The sequence below is a fragment of the Streptococcus sciuri genome, from assembly GCF_024814375.1.
Lineage (GTDB): Bacteria > Bacillota > Bacilli > Lactobacillales > Streptococcaceae > Streptococcus > Streptococcus sciuri.
Map to the genome: position 1 here is coordinate 88,246 of NZ_JANUXX010000003.1, position 14,587 is coordinate 102,832.

At 38.0% G+C, this 14,587-nt stretch carries 15 protein-coding genes; 3 read left to right on the forward strand and 12 right to left on the reverse strand.

Features of this window, described 5'->3' with window-relative positions:
* Positions 1 to 39: 39 nt before the first annotated feature.
* The 3 genes from NXS10_RS03680 to uvrB form a co-directional block, all read right to left on the reverse strand.
* On the reverse strand, positions 40 to 534 hold the full coding sequence (locus NXS10_RS03680; RefSeq protein WP_259137928.1) for an ECF transporter S component: 495 nt from the start codon (positions 532 to 534) through the stop codon (positions 40 to 42).
* A 229-nt stretch (positions 535 to 763) separates the two neighbouring features.
* Positions 764 to 898 carry a hypothetical protein gene (locus NXS10_RS03685; RefSeq protein ID WP_259137802.1) on the reverse strand — a complete coding sequence of 45 codons (135 nt, stop codon included), beginning with the start codon at positions 896 to 898 and terminating at the stop codon, positions 764 to 766.
* 361 nt (positions 899 to 1,259) lie between these two features.
* Entirely contained in the window at positions 1,260 to 3,248 is a 1,989-nt protein-coding gene (uvrB, locus tag NXS10_RS03690; protein WP_259137804.1) for an excinuclease ABC subunit UvrB, read from the reverse strand.
* A 203-nt stretch (positions 3,249 to 3,451) separates the two neighbouring features.
* Between uvrB and NXS10_RS03695 the strand changes: the two genes are divergently transcribed.
* The 3 genes from NXS10_RS03695 to NXS10_RS03705 all read left to right on the forward strand — a co-directional run bounded on the left by NXS10_RS03695 (position 3,452) and on the right by NXS10_RS03705 (position 6,857).
* Entirely contained in the window at positions 3,452 to 5,638 is a 2,187-nt protein-coding gene (locus NXS10_RS03695; RefSeq protein WP_259137806.1) for an ABC transporter substrate-binding protein/permease, read from the forward strand.
* Positions 5,638 to 6,378, forward strand: a complete 741-nt coding sequence (locus tag NXS10_RS03700) for an amino acid ABC transporter ATP-binding protein (RefSeq protein ID WP_259137809.1) — start codon at positions 5,638 to 5,640, stop codon at positions 6,376 to 6,378. Before NXS10_RS03695 ends, NXS10_RS03700 begins: the two co-directional genes overlap by 1 nt.
* A gap of 110 nt (positions 6,379 to 6,488) precedes the next feature.
* A complete protein-coding gene (locus tag NXS10_RS03705) occupies positions 6,489 to 6,857 on the forward strand; it encodes a hypothetical protein (protein WP_259137811.1) in 369 nt (122 codons plus the stop codon).
* Positions 6,858 to 6,861: 4 nt separating this feature from the next.
* Here NXS10_RS03705 and NXS10_RS03710 read toward each other — a convergent pair whose 3' ends face one another.
* The 9 genes from NXS10_RS03710 to recN form a co-directional block, all read right to left on the reverse strand.
* Positions 6,862 to 7,017: a hypothetical protein gene (locus NXS10_RS03710; RefSeq protein WP_259137813.1), complete on the reverse strand. Its 156-nt coding sequence runs from the start codon at positions 7,015 to 7,017 to the stop codon at positions 6,862 to 6,864.
* A gap of 12 nt (positions 7,018 to 7,029) precedes the next feature.
* The gene (gene obgE, locus NXS10_RS03715) at positions 7,030 to 8,343 is read right to left on the reverse strand and encodes a GTPase ObgE (RefSeq protein ID WP_259137815.1); all 1,314 of its coding nucleotides are present in this window, start codon (positions 8,341 to 8,343) and stop codon (positions 7,030 to 7,032) included.
* A gap of 54 nt (positions 8,344 to 8,397) precedes the next feature.
* The gene (locus NXS10_RS03720) at positions 8,398 to 8,532 is read right to left on the reverse strand and encodes a DUF4044 domain-containing protein (RefSeq protein WP_115270454.1); all 135 of its coding nucleotides are present in this window, start codon (positions 8,530 to 8,532) and stop codon (positions 8,398 to 8,400) included.
* A gap of 531 nt (positions 8,533 to 9,063) precedes the next feature.
* Positions 9,064 to 10,014 (reverse strand): mannose-6-phosphate isomerase, class I, encoded by a 951-nt coding sequence (manA, locus tag NXS10_RS03725; protein ID WP_259137817.1) that lies wholly within the window; start codon positions 10,012 to 10,014, stop codon positions 9,064 to 9,066.
* Between the two features lie 187 nt (positions 10,015 to 10,201).
* Positions 10,202 to 10,477, reverse strand: coding sequence for a non-specific DNA-binding protein Hbs (hbs, locus tag NXS10_RS03730; RefSeq protein ID WP_259137819.1), 276 nt, complete (start codon positions 10,475 to 10,477; stop codon positions 10,202 to 10,204).
* An 80-nt stretch (positions 10,478 to 10,557) separates the two neighbouring features.
* Positions 10,558 to 11,172, reverse strand: a complete 615-nt coding sequence (locus tag NXS10_RS03735) for a YpmS family protein (protein WP_259137821.1) — start codon at positions 11,170 to 11,172, stop codon at positions 10,558 to 10,560.
* The gene (locus tag NXS10_RS03740) at positions 11,141 to 11,986 is read right to left on the reverse strand and encodes an SGNH/GDSL hydrolase family protein (RefSeq protein ID WP_259137824.1); all 846 of its coding nucleotides are present in this window, start codon (positions 11,984 to 11,986) and stop codon (positions 11,141 to 11,143) included. The genes NXS10_RS03735 and NXS10_RS03740 overlap by 32 nt, the downstream gene beginning before the upstream one ends.
* Positions 11,979 to 12,815: a DegV family protein gene (gene fakB / locus NXS10_RS03745; RefSeq protein WP_259137826.1), complete on the reverse strand. Its 837-nt coding sequence runs from the start codon at positions 12,813 to 12,815 to the stop codon at positions 11,979 to 11,981. Before fakB ends, NXS10_RS03740 begins: the two co-directional genes overlap by 8 nt.
* Before the next feature lie 99 nt (positions 12,816 to 12,914).
* Positions 12,915 to 14,576, reverse strand: coding sequence for a DNA repair protein RecN (gene recN / locus NXS10_RS03750; protein WP_259137827.1), 1,662 nt, complete (start codon positions 14,574 to 14,576; stop codon positions 12,915 to 12,917).
* Positions 14,577 to 14,587: the final 11 nt, after the last annotated feature.

Sequence of the window (14,587 nt, forward strand, 5' to 3'; positions counted from 1 at the left end):
ATAGCAAAAAGAAAGGGCAGATACAATTGTCAAAACAACTTAATGGAGCGCTTTTTGCAACGTCTTTGAAAAACTACTCAGGTAGTAAAGACTATAAGCTAGAGCACTTCCCAGTACACTTGATAAAATATCAAAAGGTAACTTCAAAAGAGCGTAAGCTGGTGTCGAATAGATAAAGGAACGTCCTAAACCGTATCCTACAACACTAATAACACTGCCTACTAATAGCGCTAAAAAAATCTGCGTCTTTGAAACATTTCTAGCATCGCCAACCAGTTTGGATACTGTATAAGCTGCAAATCCCTGAACAATCAAGGATACAAACATCGGTGCTGGGTAAAAGAAGAAGTCCCCCAAAAAGCTTCCTGCGCCTGCAATAACAGCTGCTTCTATCGGATTAAACACCAAGGACGCGAGAAAAATAATCACTTTATTAAAGTAAAAATGACCACCTGGAACAGGCACGCTAAAGGAAGATAAGATAATGGTTAGCGCTGTAAAAAGCGCAGCGTAAGTTAATCGTTTTGTCATGATGAACCTCCTAAGACTTTTGTTTAACAGTATATTCCTCTTTAGCGAACCTTTCAAGTTCTAAAAAAGAAAGTTGTCTGGGGACAGTTTTAGAGTCATATTGACGTCATTAATGCACATAAAAATCAGACTAATAAAATTAGTCTGATACATTTGCCGTGACCCAATGATAAAATCGCTGATAGACCTCTATAAAAATAATGTCCTATCCACATGCCAACGCTCATCAACCTTACACCAAGTCTTTTATCTTTAAACTCATGATTAGTAAGTGTTTTGTAAAATCACTCTCTGAGAGCGACAATGTGGTATCAAGACACTCACCTAGTAACTGCACCAATTTAGATACTTTTTTATTTCTATTCATTTACTATCTTCCTTCTGCATTATAAGAAATGAATTTCCTCCATACTTTTATCTATGGACAACTTTTCCTCATTCAATACTTCAAACGGTTTCGTTAGTTTATTCATCATCATTTCTTCTGTTACTTATTTTTATCTCAAGGTTTCTTCGGTTTAGTACAAAGATGGTAGTATCAATAATTTAATACAAATTTAAGAATTTCCCTTGATTATCAGATTGATTTTTCTTTCTTGCCCCTGAAAATCATCGCAATCTTGATATTAAGCCATTTTTTCAATATCACCCTATCGCATATCAGTCATCACTGCGCATTGTTTTTTATTGTTGCCGTAACAAATACTCCATAGAAAGACTACTTCTTTTTATATTGTTTTGAGTTCTAAAATTATATCTCGTAATTGTGCAGCCAACTCAAAATCCAAGAGCTCTGCTGCTTCATTCATCTCTTTTTGGAGTTTTTTAATGGTTTCTTGACGCTCTTTTTGAGTCATGGTTGAGACATCAATATTTGTCTCAAGCTCAGTTTCCTCAGCTTTATTTGTAATGGCGATAAGATCACGAATTTCCTTTTTAATCGTTTGAGGTACAATACCGTATTTTTCATTATATGCCATCTGCAAGTGACGACGACGAGCTGTTTCATCCATTGCTTTTTGCATAGACTCGGTTATCTTATCAGCATACAAAATCACGTGTCCATTACTATTTCTAGCTGCACGACCAATAGTCTGTATCAGACCGCGTTCATTCCGCAAAAAACCTTCTTTGTCTGCATCAAGGATAGCAACAAGACTAACCTCAGGAACATCAATCCCCTCTCGTAAAAGGTTAATTCCAATTAAAACATCAAAAATACCAAGACGCAAATCACGAATAATCTCTGTCCGCTCTAATGTTTTTATATCTGAGTGCATGTATTTCACCTTGACACCCATTTCCTTGAGGTAGTCAGTCAAATCCTCTGCCATTTTTTTGGTCAGCGTTGTGACAAAGGTTCGCTCACCTTTATCAACACGACTGTTAATCTCTCCAAGAAGATCATCCATCTGTCCCATAGTTGGTCGCACTTCTACTTCTGGATCTAAGAGACCTGTCGGACGAATAATCTGCTCAACAACAGTATCTGTCTGCTCTAACTCATAATCACCAGGTGTCGCCGATACGTAGACAATCTGGTGGACATGACTTTCAAATTCTTCACGGCGAAGAGGGCGATTATCCAGAGCAGAGGGCAGACGAAAACCGTAATTGACTAACATTTCCTTGCGAGATCGGTCACCATTATACATCCCTTTAATCTGCCCCATAGTCATGTGACTCTCATCAATCATAATCAAAAAGTCATCTGGGAAAAAATCAAGGAGGGTATAAGGAGGCTCACCCTCACTTCGCCCATCCATGTGACGAGAGTAGTTCTCAACACCATTAGTGTAACCCATCTCACGGAGCATTTCAATATCGTATTCGGTTCTTTGGCGAATGCGTTGCGCCTCAATTAGTTTCCCCTCTTTTTCAAAAAGAGTGACTTGCTTTTCCATTTCCTTTTGAATAGCAGCAATTGCTTCTTCTATGTGATCATCATTTGTCATAAAGTGAGTGGCTGGAAAGACAACCAAATGATCCACATCAGCAATCACACGTCCTGTCAACGGATCAATTTCACGAATGCGGTCAATCTCATCTCCAAAAAACTCTATTCTAAAAGCATGTTCATCACGGCTGGCTGGAAAAAGTTCAACCACATCACCACGAACACGAAAACGTCCACGCTGAAAATCGATGTCGTTGCGTTCAAATTGAATATCCACCAAATCGTTGAGCAATTTATCACGTGAGATTTCCTGCATAGGACGTAAACTCACGGCACTATCAGCATACTCTTTTGGTGATCCCAAACCATAAATACAAGATACAGATGCCACAACAATCACATCATTTCGTTCTAGGAGAGCAGAGGTTGCTGAGTGGCGGAGTTTATCAATCTCATCATTAACTGAACTGTCCTTTTCAATATAAGTGTCACTGGATGGTACATAAGCCTCAGGCTGATAGTAGTCATAGTAAGACACGAAGTACTCAACCGCATTTTCTGGAAAAAATTCCTTGAACTCACCGTAGAGCTGACCTGCTAAGGTCTTGTTATGAGCGATGACAAGAGTAGGCTTATTGACCCGAGCGATGACCTGACACATGGTATAGGTTTTCCCTGTCCCCGTCGCTCCTTTTAAAATTTGTGCTTTTTCTCCACCTTCAATATTATCCACCAAGCTCTCAATAGCCTCAGGTTGGTCTCCTGAAGGCTGATACTTTGATACTAATTTAAAGACATTATCTTCTTTTCTGTCAATCATGTTATTCTCACTTTCTTCACTTATTGTAATACATTATCCTAAAGTTATCAATTCTAGGCTTTTATCTACCCTTTAGAGTTTATGTTATAAAACCTAACATAAGAATATGAAAAAGTTGACTTTCCCCTTATAATTTGCTAAAATGAAGTTCATAGTGCTAGGACACAGTCGTTCTAGTGATTTTTTTAGTAAAGGAGACATTCATGAAGAAAACAATTAAGGCAATTGTATTTGCCCTGATGGCTGTATTCATGGTTTTTGGCGAAAAAGCCAGCGCTGACACGATTTCAATCGTGTCTGATACCGCCTATGCACCGTTTGAATTTAAGGACAGTGATCAAGTTTATAAAGGAATTGATGTCGATATTATCCAAGAAGTGGCAAAGCGCTCTGGTTGGGATTATAAAATGACTTTTCCAGGATTTGATGCTGCTGTCAATGCTGTTCAATCTGGACAGGCTGATGCTCTTATGGCAGGAACTACTGTCACAGAAGCTCGTAAAAAAGTATTTACTTTTTCTGATACTTACTACGATACTTCTATCGTTATTTATACCAAAAAAGAAAATAAAATCAGCAAGTATAGCCAACTCAAAGGAAAAACAGTTGGAGTTAAAAATGGAACTGCTGCGCAATCTTTCCTTGAAAAAAACAAATCAAAATACGGCTATACTCTCAAAACTTTTGATACCAGCGATTTAATGAATAACAGTCTGGACTCTGGTTCTATTGATGCCGCTATGGATGATGAACCCGTCGTCAGATATGCTATCAACCAAGGAAAAGACTATGCTATCAATATGAATGGCGAGTCTGTCGGAAGTTTTGCTTTTGGTGTAAAAAAAGGAAGTAAATACGAATACCTCATCGAAGAATTTAACACAGCACTTGCTGCTATGAAATCAGATGGTACTTACGATCAAATTATGAGCAAGTGGTTAGAATCAGATGCTACCAAGACTAGTGCTAGTGCAACTGGAGATGCAAATGCTAAAGCAACACCTCAAAAAACGACTTATAAAATTGTCTCAGATTCTTCTTTTGCTCCATTTGAGTACCAAAATAGCTCAAACAAATATACTGGTTTTGACATGGAGCTTATCAAAGCTATTGCTAAACAGCAAGGCTTTAACATCACTATTAGCAACCCAGGATTCGATGCTGCTCTTAATGCCGTTCAATCTGGGCAAGCAGATGGTGTTATCGCTGGAATGACCATTACTGATGCTAGAAAAGAAATCTTTACTTTCTCAGATTCTTACTATACTGCTAACATCATCTTGGCTGTCAAAAAAGGATCTTCTATCAAATCCTATGAAAATCTTAAAGGCAAAACTGTCGGTGCCAAAAATGGAACAGCTTCTTATACTTGGTTAGAACAGAATGCCAATAAATACGGTTTTAAAATCCGTGCTTTTGATGAAGCATCTTCTATGTATGATAGTCTTAATTCAGGCTCTATTGATGCTCTTATGGATGATGAAGCCGTCCTTGCTTACGCTATCAAACAAGGACGTAACTTTGAAACACCCATCAAAGGAGAAGCTTCAGGCGATATCGGTTTTGCCGTGAAAAAAGGGGCAAATCCCGAACTCGTTGAAATGTTTAATAACGGTTTAGCTGCCTTAAAGAAAAATGGACAGTATGATAAGCTCGTGAAGAAATACCTATCAACAAGTAACTCTTCTTCTAGCCAGTCATCTTCAAGCTCTACAGTCGATGAAACAACTATCTGGGGATTGCTGCAAAACAACTACAAACAGCTACTCCAAGGATTGTGGACAACGATTAGCTTGACTCTTATCTCATTTGCTATCGCAATGATTATCGGTATTTTCTTTGGTATGCTAAGTGTGGCTCCAAATAGTGTTTTGCGTACTATCGCTGCTATATTTGTTGATGTTGTCCGTGGTATCCCACTAATGATTGTAGCTGCTTTCATTTTCTGGGGAATTCCAAATCTTATCGAGCAACTTACCGGTCACCAAAACCCAATCAACGATTTTGTTGCAGCAACTATTGCTCTTTCTCTTAATGCTGGTGCTTATATCGCTGAAATCGTCCGTGGTGGGATTGAAGCCGTACCAAAAGGGCAAATGGAAGCAAGCCGTAGCTTAGGAATTTCATACGGAAAAACCATGCGAAGGGTTATCTTACCACAAGCAGTTCGCCTTATGCTTCCTAACTTTATAAATCAATTTGTCATCTCTCTCAAAGATACAACTATCGTCTCAGCAATTGGATTGGTTGAACTCTTCCAAACAGGGAAAATCATTATCGCACGTAACTACCAATCATTCCGCATGTATGCTATTCTAGCAATCCTTTACCTCGTGATGATTACCCTATTGACTCGCTTGGCAAAACGCTTAGAAAAGAGGCTTAACTAATGGCAGAATTAAAAATTGATGTTCAAGATTTACACAAATCATATGGGCAAAATGAAGTTTTAAAAGGCATTAATGCTCAGTTTTATGAAGGAGATGTTGTCTGCATCATTGGACCATCTGGTTCTGGAAAGTCTACTTTCCTTAGAACACTGAATCTCCTTGAAACCATTACTAGTGGAAAGGTCACCGTTGATGGTTATGAATTATCTGACCCCAAAACAAACCTTGATAAAGCACGTGAAAATATCGGAATGGTATTTCAACACTTCAATCTTTTTCCACACATGTCTGTTCTTGATAATATTACCTTTGCTCCAGTTGAACTCGGTAAATACACTCAAGAAGAGGCTGAAAAAATCGGAATGGAGTTGCTTGAAAAAGTTGGCTTAGCTGATAAACGTGATGCTAAACCAGAAAGTCTCTCTGGTGGTCAGAAACAACGCGTTGCTATCGCACGAAGTCTAGCCATGAATCCTGATATCATGTTGTTTGATGAACCAACATCAGCTCTTGATCCAGAAATGGTTGGAGATGTTTTAGAAGTTATGCGAGACCTAGCTGAGCAAGGCATGACCATGCTAATTGTTACACACGAGATGGGGTTTGCCAGAAAAGTAGCTAACCGTGTTATTTTTACAGATGGCGGTCAATTCATAGAAGATGGCACACCTGAGCAAATTTTTGATCATCCAAAACACCCACGCTTACAAGATTTCCTAAACAAGGTCTTAAATGCTTAAAAAGAACTCTCATAGAGAGTTCTTTTTAATAGCCTAACATTACCTATAAACTCTAAAGTAAACAGCACATAAATATTGCTCAATAATCTATCTTTTGATATGATAATATCATGTTTACATTTATCTCTGTTTTGCTAGCCTATATGGATCGACACATACTCATTAATATCAAAACAAGTCAACAAAAAGGATTAGTATTTTGGCGGTCATTTCTTGCTTATTTCTTAGTTTTTACGCTTTCTGTCACAACAATATTCTTGACCTTTTACTTGTTGCTTCAAGGCTTATTTACTCAACAACTCATCTATTATCTTGGAGCTCTTTTGATTCTTGGAGTCGCCTTTTTCATAACTTATCAACTTATCCTCTACACGCCAGCTGTTTTTAAAAACTGTACTTTTATGATAGGATATGCTCTTGTTCGTGTAATCAAATCACATCATCAACGCAAAACAAAGAAAAAAGCAAAGGTAGATTAAGTATTCAATCTACCTTTGCTTTTTTCTCACGCTCTAACCGCAACTTACGGTTAGGATTTAGCTCATTGAATAAGGCTTCAAGTTTAGCAGCATTCCAAACATCTGCTGCTGAAACAAAGTTACCATTCTCATCTTTAAATGATATGGGTTTATCTCCCATAATCTCCTCCTTTTAATCAACAAACTCAAATTCAAAATGACCTATACGAACCGTATCACCATTTTTAGCACCACGTTCACGGAGAGCTTCATCAACACCCATACCACGCAATTGGCGAGCAAATTTCATGATAGACTCATCACGTTCCATGTTAGTCATGGCAAAGAGCTTTTCAATCTTTTCACCCGAGAGAATCCAAGACGCATCATCAGCACGTGAAATGTAAAAGGGTGGCTCATCCTCATTAAAGCCATAGTAGACCTCATCTTGCTCCATATCATTCTCATCATAAAGTAGGAATTCATCAGTTTTGTCAAGCAATTCTGCTGTAGCTTCTAAAAGATTTGTCAAACCTTGATGAGATAGACTTGATATTGGAAAAATCATTGGAAGCTCAGCAAATTCATCGTATCCAGCTGCTAGCTTTTTCTTAAATAGGCGCAAATTCTCCTTTGCCTCTGGCATATCCATTTTATTAGCAACAATAATCTGTGGACGTTCCATAAGACGTAAATTATAGCTTTCTAGTTCATGATTGATGGCGAGGTAGTCTTCGTAAGGATCACGCCCTTCACTTGCCGCCATATCAATAACATGTAGGATGACACGAGTGCGCTCAATATGACGCAGAAACTGCGTCCCTAAACCAACACCTTGACTAGCCCCCTCAATGAGCCCAGGAAGATCAGCCATAGCAAAGCTCTCGCCAGACTTGGTTCTCACCATTCCGAGATTTGGTACAATAGTGGTAAAATGATAGGCACCAATTTTAGGTTTGGCTGCACTGACGACACTAAGCAGTGTAGATTTCCCAACAGATGGAAAACCCACTAGGCCAACATCGGCTAAAATTTTCAGCTCCAACTGCAAATCACGCTCTTGACCAGGCTCTCCATTTTCTGCAATTTCAGGAGCTGGATTGCGAGGAGTAGCAAAGCGGATATTACCACGTCCTCCACGTCCTCCATTTGCGACGATAAATTCTTGCCCATTTTCAATCATATCAGCGATGACCTTACCAGTGTTAGCATCACGAACTGTCGTCCCAGGTGGGATAGGAACAATCAAGTCCTCTGCACCACGACCATGCATGCCTTTGGTCATACCTTTTTCACCTGCTTTCGCCTTAAAATGACGATTGTATCGAAAATCCATAAGAGTACGTAGACCCTCATCTACTTTAAAAATGACCGATCCACCTCGTCCTCCATCGCCACCCCAAGGACCACCATTAGGAACATACTTTTCTCTGCGGAAAGCAACCATGCCATCTCCACCACGACCAGCTTTGACACTGACTTTTGCTGTATCTAAAAACATACTCATTATTATTTACCTATCTTTGTCCGTTTAAAAAAACGCTTATTAAGCGCTTTACAGTTACATGCCTGTCACTCCAGCAAGTGCTGTGAATAATATTCCCCCAATTGTCACAATGATCATCACAATCACGACAATCATAGTTAACTTTTCAAATGGGGTCTTTTTACGTGGTCCATTATCTCCAAATGCCATGACATACTACCTCTTCTTGTTTGTTTCTATTATCTTACCATGAAATCAGCCTTTTCGCAAATATAAAATTCAAGTGCTACATCGAAAATAACTAATGTTTTTAACTCTTTTGCTAAAGATATATACTATATACTAAAGCACCGCTATTTGTCAGTAACAAAAGACCTATGTCTCTATCTAACTAGTCACTCAACCAAAAAGGCTTTCTTACTTGCAGTTTTCCAGTAAAGCCACTGTTTTGTGCTGTCTATCCTCCGTTGCAGAGATAGTTCCGGACGGTTTATTGAGTATATCATAAACAAGACGTTCATAATGTAAAACCTGATTTTGATAAGTGATCATATCTGTCACCTCATCAATCTAAAATGAGATGATGTAATGATTTTAGGATTAACACTTATTGCTCTCTTTTTCACCAATACTTTTACTTCTTTTCGTGATTTTAGACTGCACAAAACTAAAATTTATCTATCGCTTTGAAACTCCTCTATCCTTTTTATTATAGTATAAAGGTAAAACCAATCAGTATTCTTAGTCCTCATTAGGGTGACTGACGATTAACTCGAGTTTTCCTGTTATCGTCCAGCAGTTGACATCATTTGGAAGGATAAAGTGGTCTCCTTTTCTGATAGGATAAACCTCTCCCTCAATAGTCAATTGCCCCATGCCTTCTAAAACACTAAGGAGGAGATAGGAGGCTGTGCGTTGAAAATCAACTTGACCTTTGATTTGCCATTTGTAAACAGTGAAAAATGCATTAGCAACGAGCGTTGTCAAATCTAGGTTATCACTTATGATGCGAGCGGGCGTACTATTAGCAGGTTTGCCAATAGTCAAGACATCGATAGATTGTTTGAGGTGCAAATCACGAGTTCTACCTTTTTTATCCTTGCGTTCAAAATCATAAACACGATACGTTGTATCACTAGATTGCTGGGTTTCTAAGATAAGAATTCCCTTCCCGATAGCATGCATAGTCCCACTAGGAACGTAGAAAAAATCACCAGCTTTTACAGGAATCTTGGTTAGCAAGTAATCCCAATCACTTTCTTTTATTAACTGCTCAAGCTCTTCTTTAGACTTAGCATTGTGTCCGTAGATAATCTCTGCTCCCTTATCTGCGGCAATCACATACCAACACTCCGTCTTACCAAGCTCTCCCTCATGCTCAAGAGCATAGCTATCATTGGGGTGGACTTGAACACTCAACCAATCATTCGCATCTAAAATTTTTGTCAATAATGGAAAAACCTCTGACTTTGGATAACCAAATAAATCCTTATGGTCATGATACAGCTGATCCAAACCATAACCTTTATAGCGACCATTTGCAATAGTCGATACACCATTTGGATGCGCAGAAATTGCCCAGTATTCACCCGTTGTCTCACTTGGAATATCATAACCAAAAGTGTCTCGCAACTTTGTCCCACCCCAAATTTTCTCATGCATTTGTGACTTTAGAAATAACGGTTCTGCCATTTTGATTCTCCTCTTAAAAAACTTTCTTGATTTTTACACAGTGCGACTTATTATCGATTAATTCTTTTCTTATTATAACGCAGAGTCTTCTTGTTTGTCTAGCATTGTCAAAAATGAGTAGTACAATCTTTTCTTTTTTATTTTTTATAAACAAAAAAACTGCCGTTATAACGGCAGTTTTTGCAAGTTATTTTACAGCATCTTTAAGAGCTTTACCAGCTTTAAACGCAGGAACTTTTGAAGCTGCAATTTCAATTTCTTCACCAGTTTGTGGGTTACGACCTTTACGAGAAGCACGTTCACGTACTTCAAAATTACCAAAACCGATAAGTTGTACTTTCTCGCCTTCTGAAAGCAATTCAGTTACTGCTGCAAAAACTGCATCAACAGCTACTGCTGAATCTTTCTTTGTCAACTCAGAAATTTCTGATACTTTTGCAATCAAATCTTGTTTGTTAGCCATTTAACAATCCTCCAATAATTTTGTAAGCTTTCGCTTTAACAGAAACTATAATACCTAAAAATCGCTGTTACGTCAAGTTATTAACGCTTTGAAGCGCTTTTTTTCTTAAAAATATCAAAAGTAAACTGGTCATTGACTAAATCAATGCTGGTAGCTTTGAGGTAAAGACCCGCATCGTTTTTAAGATTTTGCAGGTTAATTGTGATAGTTGCTTTTTGGGGATCAATTACGACAATATCAGGTAATTTATAACTTGTTTTGATGTATTGTAGAACTTCTTTTTGAGGAAGAGATAGAGTTCCTACAGAAAAGGAGGTCACTTTTAATTGCACAGCACCATTTGAGAGACGCACTGGCTCAAAGTAGACATAAAGTGGAACCTCATAGCCAAGCAAGGTATAAGATCCTTCAAATAAGATTGAAGAAGAAGCAACATAGATTTGATAAGAAAAATCCTTGCTCTGATAATCTTTCAAAAAGGCAGCAATAGTGTTATTAAGTTCCTCTTTATGCATAGTAAAGGTACCAACCTTAACACTGTTTGTGGTGTGTTTGAGAGTTTGCTGATTATTAGGTTCCCTTGGTTGTATCAAACGACTCATAACAACACTTATAAAACCGATATTGATAGCAAAAAGCAGTAAAAATCCCCATTTCCACCAGTTAATCTTTTGTCCAAGAATCTTTTGTTTCACTGATTTTCTCCATTACTTGATCTGACATGATTTGATAGCCGATATTATTGGGATGAAAATGATCTCCCTCAAAAAGTGCATCATTTAAGATGCTGGTCTGATTACCTGACGTTTGTACAACACCTTCTTTTCCTTCAATACCTTTATAAAGTGCGTCATTGATTGGGACAAAATAGACATTTTGGTAGGCTTTGGTAATCTCTTTCGTTGCTGTATTCCAATTGTCAACAACCTCTTGCATCTGGGTCATATCTGGAAAATTAAGGTAAAAAGGGTTATAAATACCCAAGATATAGATGGGGAGATTACTGTTATCTTTTCGAGCCAATTCAATAATAGCACGAAGACGCTTTTGGTAAGCTTTAGCAGGCTTCTTGAAACTATCAACACTAAGCTTAGTTAAATTCTTTCGGATAACCGCCATAACATCATTGCCACCAACAGTCAATGTCATCATCTGTGATTGTTTGAGAGCTCTTTGGATTTTAGTCTGCTTCTTCATGCGACTTAAAATCTGAGAGCTGGTATTGCCAGAAATACCATAATTTTCACTATGCACCATATAACCATACTTACTCTGTAGCGCTTGTGCTAAGATAGGCACAAAACCACCTTGATTAGTCGTATCTCCAACACCTTGCGTCAGAGAATCACCGATAGCAACATAAGTAAGTGTCTTTTTGTTTTGCCTTAAAAAGTCAGATTTAGTCAATTTAGGATTAGATTTTGGGATAAGTATACTAAATAGCCCAATGGATAAAATAAGACTCACTAAAAAGAAAGCAAGTCCTGTAAATACTGATTTTCTATTCATAGCGCACCATAACTGCAAAAGCATTTTCACCCGTGTGGGTCTGGATGATAGATCCTGTCTCAAGTACGGAAATTGGAACGCCTAAAACTTTTAATTTTTCCCTGAAAGTATTTGCCAAATCAGCTGTACCACAATAAGAAATACCAACTTCTGCGATTTGACGTCCTTTGATATGTTCCATAAACTGCTCAAACCATTTATTAAAAGCTTTAGAACCACGTCCTTTTACAATCGGTACCAATTCATGATTTTTCATTTCTACAACGACACGGATATTAAGAAGTGATGTCAAAACACCTGTCACACGTCCTATACGACCACCTTTGACAAGGTTTTCCAAAGTAGATACACCCATAAAAAGTTCAGATTTTTCTCGCACTTCATTAACACGCTCCACAATAGTAGTGAGTTCGGCACCTTCTTTAGCCAATTTTGCAGCTTCTACTACTTGAAACTTTTGGCATTGATCGGTGAAAGTTGAGTCAATCACAGTCACCTCAACGCCTGCGAGATTAGCACCCTGACGAGCAGCCTCAATGGTACCTGAAAGGGTATGTGATAGGTGGATAGAGATAATGTCTGTCGCCCCTTCTTGGTACAAGCGTTCGTAAACTTCAGCAAAGACACCAACCGATGGCTGACTGGTCTTTGGTAAATTTTTGCTATGGCGCATCAACTCCAAAAATTTTCCTTCTTCTTTTAAATCATTATCTGAATAAAGAACCCCATCAACCATAACAGATAGAGGCACCACTGTAATATCAAGTTCTTTTATCAATTTCGGTTCGATTGTAAGGGAAGAATCCGTTACAATTTTTACATTTGCCATAATCTTTTCCTGTCTAATATAATCATTTTCTCCTCCATTATACCAAATTTTAAGGAAAACCGTATTGGTAAAATCAAAAAGATTGGAAATCCAATATTTTTACGATTTTCTTAGGAGTTCTCTTGCTTGTGTCCTAGCAGCTTCTGTTACGTTACTGCCTGCTAGCATTTTAGCAATTTCTTCGACACGCTCATTCTCATCAAGCAATCGTACTGTTGAAACAGTTGAATTATCATCAGAGACTTTTTCAATGAAAAACTGATAATCCGCAATCGCAATGACCTGAGGTAAATGCGAGATTGCCAGTACTTGCGAGTGATTACCAATCTTGTAAATTTTTTGGGCGATAGCTTGTGCCACACGTCCAGATACACCTGTATCCACTTCATCAAAAACAATACTCGTTTTATCTTCCTTACGAGAAAAAGCCGACTTAATGGCAAGCATCAAGCGTGAAATTTCACCACCAGATGCTACTTTAACCAAAGGTTTGAATCCTTCACCTGGGTTTGTTGAGATATAAAATTCAATAAGTTCATTTCCATCTTTATTAAATTTACCTTTGGTAAATTTAACCTTAAAATCTGCTTTTTCCATGTAAAGTTCGGTTAATTCTTGCTTAATCTCTGCTTCTAATAGTTTGGCAAGTTCGTGACGCTTATCACTTAATAACTTAGCTGATTGAATCAACTCTTTTTCTAACTTCTTAAGTTGGTGTTCTAAATCATTATTTGAACTAATGTTTCCAGTCAGAAGATTATACTCCTTAACACTATTGTCCAAGTACTCTAACACATCATCAACACTACCACCATATTTACGCGTGATGACATTAATAGTATCAAGTCGGTTTTCAATAGTTTGGAGATAAGCAACATCAAAGTCCATATTGTCAATAATAGCCTCTAAACGCTTGGTGACTTCTTCAAGGATATAGTAACTCTCAGCTAAACTCGCTGAGAGTTCCTTATAGTCAGAGTCAAACTCCTCAAGAGTCATCAAGTCATTCATAGCAGTGCGGATATTTGAGAGACTTGAGAACTCCTCATCATCTAGCATGATAAAGGCATCGTGCAATGTATCTGCAATATTTTTATAATTCATGAGCTTTTCACGCTCTTTTAAGAGTTTTTTATCCTCTTGAGATTTGAGTGAAGCTGCCTCAATTTCTGCTATTTGAAACTCTAGCATCTCAATGCGTTCTTTATGCTCTCTTTCATTTTTTTGCTTGAGAACGACTTGCTTACGTAAATCTCGGTAAGCCTCAAAAGTTTTTCGATAGCTTGATTTTATCGTTTTGAAAACAGTATCCCCAAAACTATCTAGCATGCTAATATGAAGTTGTGGACGCATGAGTTCTTCTTGGTCATGTTGTCCATGAATATCAACCAAATGCTGTCCAACTGCACGTAAAGTCGCTAGATTGACCATGCGTCCGTTAATGCGACTAACACTGCGCCCATTATGAAAAATTTCTCTACGGATAATTAACTCATCTGAAAATGCAATCCCATTGTCCTCCAAGATACGAGATAGCATAGGATTATCATTAACCGAAAAAAAACCCTCAATCTCAGCTTTATTGGCACCATGACGAATAACCTCAATACTAGCACGCGCCCCAAGCATCATATTCATAGCATCAATAATAATCGACTTTCCTGCACCGGTCTCTCCAGTAAGTACTGTCATACCAGTGTCAAAAGTCAAGGAAATCTCCTCAATGATAGCAAAATTTTTGATGGAAATTTCTAATAACATGAACGCTCCTC

Excerpts from the sequence above, each read along its gene's own strand:
- manA (WP_259137817.1), bottom strand. The coding sequence starts at position 10,014 with ATGGCAGAACCGTTATTTCTAAAGTCACAAATGCATGAGAAAATTTGG.
- recN (WP_259137827.1), bottom strand. The coding sequence starts at position 14,576 with ATGTTATTAGAAATTTCCATCAAAAATTTTGCTATCATTGAGGAGATT.
- NXS10_RS03740 (WP_259137824.1), bottom strand. The coding sequence starts at position 11,986 with ATGAATAGAAAATCAGTATTTACAGGACTTGCTTTCTTTTTAGTGAGT.
- NXS10_RS03720 (WP_115270454.1), bottom strand. The coding sequence starts at position 8,532 with ATGGCATTTGGAGATAATGGACCACGTAAAAAGACCCCATTTGAAAAG.
- NXS10_RS03700 (WP_259137809.1), top strand. The coding sequence starts at position 5,638 with ATGGCAGAATTAAAAATTGATGTTCAAGATTTACACAAATCATATGGG.
- NXS10_RS03705 (WP_259137811.1), top strand. The coding sequence starts at position 6,489 with ATGTTTACATTTATCTCTGTTTTGCTAGCCTATATGGATCGACACATA.
- fakB (WP_259137826.1), bottom strand. The coding sequence starts at position 12,815 with ATGGCAAATGTAAAAATTGTAACGGATTCTTCCCTTACAATCGAACCG.
- uvrB (WP_259137804.1), bottom strand. The coding sequence starts at position 3,248 with ATGATTGACAGAAAAGAAGATAATGTCTTTAAATTAGTATCAAAGTAT.
- hbs (WP_259137819.1), bottom strand. The coding sequence starts at position 10,477 with ATGGCTAACAAACAAGATTTGATTGCAAAAGTATCAGAAATTTCTGAG.
- NXS10_RS03685 (WP_259137802.1), bottom strand. The coding sequence starts at position 898 with ATGAATAGAAATAAAAAAGTATCTAAATTGGTGCAGTTACTAGGTGAG.
- NXS10_RS03710 (WP_259137813.1), bottom strand. The coding sequence starts at position 7,017 with ATGGGAGATAAACCCATATCATTTAAAGATGAGAATGGTAACTTTGTT.
- obgE (WP_259137815.1), bottom strand. The coding sequence starts at position 8,343 with ATGAGTATGTTTTTAGATACAGCAAAAGTCAGTGTCAAAGCTGGTCGT.
- NXS10_RS03695 (WP_259137806.1), top strand. The coding sequence starts at position 3,452 with ATGAAGAAAACAATTAAGGCAATTGTATTTGCCCTGATGGCTGTATTC.